Genomic DNA, 5,886 nt, shown 5'->3' on the forward strand with positions numbered 1-5,886 from the left:
CCTGGCCCACCACCCACAACAAAACCCGACGCGCCGGAATCTCATCCTTCGGCATCAGCGGCACCAACGCCCACATCATCCTCGCCGAACCCCCCACCGGACCTCGCACGCCGGAGACCGGTCCCGGGGACGACGCCTCCGCCCCCCTGTGGGTACTGTCCGGCCGCACCGAAGCGGCGCTGCGCGCCCAGGCCACCGCACTCGCAGACGCGCTGGACGCCCTCGACGACGTGCCCACCCGTGACCTCGGCCGTGCCCTGGCCACCACCCGTACCGCCCTCGACCACCGCGCGGCCGTCAGCGCCGAGGACCGGGTCGAGGCCGCTGCGGCGCTGGCCGCGCTCGGCCGCGGTGAACAGCACTCCGCCCTGGCCCTCGGCACGGCACACGCCGACGACCGGCTCGCCTACCTCTTCACCGGGCAGGGCAGCCAACGTGTCGGCATGGGGCGTGAGTTGTACGAGTCGGAGCCCGTTTTCGCCGCCGCCCTGGACGCGGTGTGCGGCGAACTCGACTCCTGCCGCGGGTCCGTGCCCGGTACCCCGCCGATCCGCGAGGTGATGTTCCACGACGCGGCGGCACTCGACCGGACCGAGAACACCCAGAGTGCCCTCTTCGCCCTCCAGGTCGCGCTGTTCCGGCTGCTGGAGCACCGGGGCCTGGCACCGAGCGCCGTCCTCGGTCACTCGATAGGCGAGTTCGCCGCCGCGCACGTCGCCGGAATCCTCACCCTGCCGGACGCCTGTGCTCTGGTCACCGCGCGTGGCCGGCTCATGCAGGCCCTGCCGCCCGGCGGCACGATGATGGCCGTCCAGGCGTCACGGGACGAGGTCGGCGCGATGCTGGAAGGCCGCGAACACGAGGTGAGCATCGCCGCCGTCAACGGCCCCACGGCGGTCGTCGTCTCCGGCGACGTCGACGCCGTCGAACAGGTCGCAGCCACGTCGGCCGCCGCCGGCCGCAAGACGCGCCGGCTCACCGTGAGTCACGCCTTCCACTCCCACCGCATGGACGGGATGCTCGACGCGTTCGCCGCAGTCACCGCGGAAATCCGGTACGGGGAGCCGCGCATCCTCATGGTGTCCACGGTCACCGGCGGGCCCGTCGACGTCACCGCCGACTACTGGGTCCAGCAGGTGCGCCGGGAAGTACGGATGTCCGACGGGCTGACCACGCTTCACGGCCTCGGAATACGGAACTTCCTCGAACTCGGCCCGGACGGGGTGCTGTCGGCACTGGGCCAGGACTGTCTGGACGACGACGCGCTGGCGTTCGTCCCGCTGCTGCGCCGTGGACGGTCCGAGCGTCGCACCCTGGCCGCCGCACTCGGCACCCTGCACGTCCGCGGCCGGAGTCCGGACTGGCACGCGGTGTTCGGCGAGGGGCGGACCCCAGCCCTGCCGACGTACGCGTTCCAGAGGGAGCGCTACTGGCTGACCGCGCACGGGACCGAGGGCCCGGCCGGTCACCCGCTGCTCGGGCCCGCCGTCGAACTCGCCGAGTCGGGCCAGGCCGTACTGACCGCACGGCTCGGCCGACGTACCCATCCCTGGCTCGCCGACCACGCGGTGCTGGGCTCGGTCCTGCTGCCCGGCACCGCCTTCCTGGAACTCGCGGCCCACGCGGGCTCGCAGACCGGCACGCCGGTGGTCGCCGAGCTGGTCCTGACCGCGCCCCTGGTGATCCCCGAGGAGGGCCGCGCCGAGGTCCAGGTGGTCGTGGCCGCACCCGGCGAGGACGGACAGCGTGCGCTGACCCTGCACGCCCGCACCGAGACACCGGACGGCACCACCGAGCCGTGGATCCTGCACGCCACCGGAACCCTCGCCCCGCACGACGGAACCCCCGCGACCGCCGCGGTCCGGCCCGCCTCCGAGGCCGAGCCCCTTCCCATCGACGGCTGCTACGCCGAACTGGCCGCCGCGGGTTACGCCTACGGGCCGGTCTTCCGGGGCCTGCGCGCCGTGTGGCGGCACGGCGCCGACCTGCTCGCCGAGGTCTCCCTGCCGCCGTCCGTCACCGACGCCGCCTCCTACGGACTGCACCCCGCACTGCTCGACGCGGCGCTGCATCCGATCGTCACGGCCGCGCTCGCCGACGGCGACCGCCGCCTGCTGCCCTTCTCATGGCGCGGTGTGACCGTCCACCAGCCCGGCGCCCGTGCCGCCCGCGTTCTGATCACCGATACCGGGCCGGACGCGGTGTCGCTGACGCTGCTGGACGAGTCCCACGCGGTGGTCGCCGAGGTCGCGGAGCTGGTACTGCGCCCGGTCAGCGACGACGTGGCCGTCCCGCGGTCGCTCCACCGCCTGGACTGGAAGCCGGTCACGGCGGATCAGGAACGGGCCCCGGCGGCCGCCGGGCTCGGCTCCGCCGACCTGGGTGTCGGCCCGCAGTACGCCGACCTCGCGGCTCTGGGCCTGGCCGTCGACTCGGGACTTCCCGCCCCCGCAGTGGTCTTCGCACCGCTCGCTGACCTCACGGACGGTCCGGCGCCCGTCGCCCGGCAGGCCGTGCACCGCTCCCTCGCTCTGCTGCAGGCGTGGCTGGCCGACGACCGGCTCGCCGGCTCCCGGCTGGTACTCGTCACCCGGGGGGCCGTGGCCACGGCCCCGGACGCCGATGTGGACCCCGACGGGGCGGCCGTGTGGGGCCTGGCACGCTCGGCTCAGACCGAGAACCCCGGGCGGGTCGGGCTGCTGGACGTGGAGTCGGCGGCGGACTGTCGTGCCGCGCTGCCACTGACAGGCGAGGAGCCCCAACTCGCGGTGCGAGACGGGGAGCTGCTGGTACCCAGGCTCGGCCGGGCGACAGCCGGCAGTGACCTGGTCCCCCCTGCCGGGACGACCGCCTGGCGGCTGGAGGTGCGCGAGCGCGGGACCCTCGACCACCTTGCGCTCGCGCCCTGCCCGGAGGCCGTGGGGCCGCTGAGCGACGGTGAGATCCGCGTCGCTGTGCGCGCTGCGGGCGTCAACTTCCGCGATGTACTCAACACGCTCGGTCTCTACCCGGGCGACCCCGGTCTGCTCGGGCTCGAAGGAGCCGGCGTGGTCACGGAGGTCGGGCCCCGCGTCAGCGGCCTGCGCGTCGGCGACCGGGTCATGGGCCTGTTCTCCGGGGCGTTCGGCCCGGTGGCCGTCGCCGACCACCGGCGGGTCGCCGTCATGCCCACCGACTGGACGTACGCCCAGGCGGCGTCCGCGCCGATCGTGTTCCTGACCGCCTACCACGCACTGGTCGACCTCGCGGACCTCGCCGCGGGCGAGCGTGTCCTGGTCCACGCCGCAGCGGGTGGCGTCGGTATGGCCGCCGTCCAACTGGCCCGGCATCTTGGGGCGGACGTCTTCGGCACCGCGGGCCCCGGCAAATGGGAGGCCCTCCGCGCCCTCGGCCTGGGCGGGGCGAACCTCGCGTCGTCCCGCACCCTGGACTTCGAGACCGCGTTCGGCACGGCCACCGAAGGCCACGGCATGGACGTCGTACTGAACTCCCTCGCCGGCGAATTCGTGGACGCCTCCTTGAGGCTGCTGCCGCGTGGCGGCCGGTTCGTCGAGATGGGCAAGACCGACCTGCGCGATCCGGAGCTGGTCGCAGCCGGCCACCCCGGAGTGGACTACCGCTTCTTCGACCTGCTCCAGGAACCGGCCGAGCGGATCTCCGAGATGCTCACGGCTGTCCTGCGACTGCTGTCGTCCGGGGCGCTGACCCCCCTGCCGCTGAGCACGTGGGACGTCCGCCGGGCACCGGAGGCCTTCCGCCACGTCAGCCAGGCCCGGCACATCGGCAAGGTGGTCCTCACCGTGCCCGCAGCCTTGGACCCGGACGGTACGGTCCTGGTCACCGGCGCCACCGGAGCCCTCGGCGGGCTGGTGGCACGACACCTGGTCACCCGGCACGGTGCTCGTCGTCTGCTGCTGGTCAGCCGCCGCGGCCCCGATGCACCGGGCGCGTCGGAACTGGCCTCAGAACTGTCCGAGTCGGGTGCCGAGGTGACGCTCGCGGCCTGTGACACCGCCGACCGCGACGCGCTCGCGCGACTGCTGAACGGCGTACGGCTCACCGCCGTCGTCCACGCCGCAGGGGTGCTCGACGACGGGGTGATCACCGCGCTCACCCCCGGACGCCTCGACACGGTGCTCGCCGCCAAAGCCACCGCGGCCCGTCACCTGCACGAGCTCACCGCGGACCAGGACCTCGCGGCGTTCGTCCTCTTCTCCTCCGTCATGGGTGTCGTCGGCGGCGCCGGCCAGGGCAACTACGCTGCCGCCAACGCCTACTTGGATGCCTTGGCCCAACACCGCAGGGCACAGGGCCTCCCCGCGCTCTCCCTGGCATGGGGGATGTGGGCGGAGACGGCGGGAAGGCCGGGCGCCACTGGAATGGCGGGCGCCCTCTCCCAGGCCGACCGGGTGCGGATCGCCAGGACCGGCCTCGCCCCCATCGACCGGGCGGAGGGTCTGGCGCTGCTCGACGCGGCTCTGCGCATGGACGCCGCCGCGCTGGTGCCCGCGCCCCTCGACCGCGCCGCGCTCGGCGCTCTCGGGCCGCAACTGCCCACCGTGCTGCGGGACCTCGCACCGGACGCGCCCCGGCCGGCCGAGGCGCCGACCACCGCCGTGGCCCCGAGGACAGAGACGCTGCGCGACCGGCTCGCCGCCCTGAGCCCGGCCGAGCAGGAGGAGCTGCTGCTGGATCTCGTCCGGGTGCAGACCGCCGCCGTACTCGGCCGGTCCTCCGCGGCCGGCATCCCCGCCGACCGGCCCTTCAAGGACATGGGCTGTGACTCACTCACCCTCGTGGAACTGCGTAACAGGCTGCAGACCAGCGCCGGTCTACGGCTGCCCGCCACCTTCCTCTTCAACTGCCCGACGCCCTCGGCGGTCGTGGCACACCTGCACACCGAACTGGTCGCGGCCGACGCGGAACCGGTCGGCTCCACCGAGCCGAAGGCCGTGCGCGGTCTGATCGAACTCGACCGGCTGGAAGCGGCCCTCGCCGAACTGCCGGACGACACCCAGGACGACATCAAGGAAGAGCTCGTCCTGCGACTCCAGGCGCTGGTGGCCCGTGTACCGGCTCAGCGCGCCCCGGCCGAGGAAGACGATCTGGCCGCACGGGTCCAGTCGGCTTCGGTCGACGAACTGTTCGCGTTCATCGACTCCGAACTCTGACCCCGTTCCCACATCGCCCTGACCTTCACCCTGCTCATCCTGTTCGCCGCGCGCGGCACGCCCGGGTACGTCTTCCTGGAAGCCGTACCCGGACCGCGCGCACGCACGGCTTCACGACGCCTTCGGGGGAAACATCGCCATGACAGCAACGGACAACGACAGGCTTGTCGAATACCTCAAGCGCCTCACCGTCGACCTCCACCAGTCCCGTCAGCGGGTCCGTGAACTGGAGGCGGGCACCAACGATCCGGTCGTGATCGTCGGTATGGGGTGCCGTTTCCCGGGTGGGGTGGACTCGCCCGAGGCGCTGTGGCAGGTCGTCGCCCAGCAGCGGGACGTGATCTCCGAGTTCCCGGCCGACCGGGGATGGGACCTGGACGGCCTCTACCACCCGGACCCGGACCACTCCGGCACCTCGTACGTACGCAACGGCGGATTCCTCCACGGGGCCGCCGAGTTCGACCCCGCCTTCTTCGGGATCTCACCGCGTGAGGCGCTCGCGATGGACCCACAGCAGCGACTGCTGCTGGAAACCTCGTGGGAAGCCCTGGAACGCGCCGGAGTCTCACCCGCATCGCTGCACGGTACGTCGACGGGCGTGTTCCTTGGTGCGATCGCCCAGGAGTACGGTCCGCGGCTGGGTGAGGCGGGTGCGGGTGCCGCCGGGTTCGGGCTGACGGGAACGACGTCGAGTGTGGCCTCGGGCCGGGTCGCC

General features: G+C 73.2%; 2 protein-coding genes. Both read left to right on the forward strand.

What is annotated here, in order from left to right:
- Positions 1 to 5,171: type I polyketide synthase (locus OO67_RS35205; protein ID WP_033305922.1), on the forward strand; the 5,171-nt coding region annotated here is incomplete at its 5' end.
- 139 nt (positions 5,172 to 5,310) lie between these two features.
- Positions 5,311 to 5,886: beta-ketoacyl synthase N-terminal-like domain-containing protein (locus OO67_RS35210; protein ID WP_033305923.1), on the forward strand; the 576-nt coding region annotated here is incomplete at its 3' end.

Source organism: Streptomyces atroolivaceus (genome assembly GCF_000717025.1).
Classification (GTDB): Bacteria; Actinomycetota; Actinomycetes; order Streptomycetales; family Streptomycetaceae; genus Streptomyces; species Streptomyces atroolivaceus.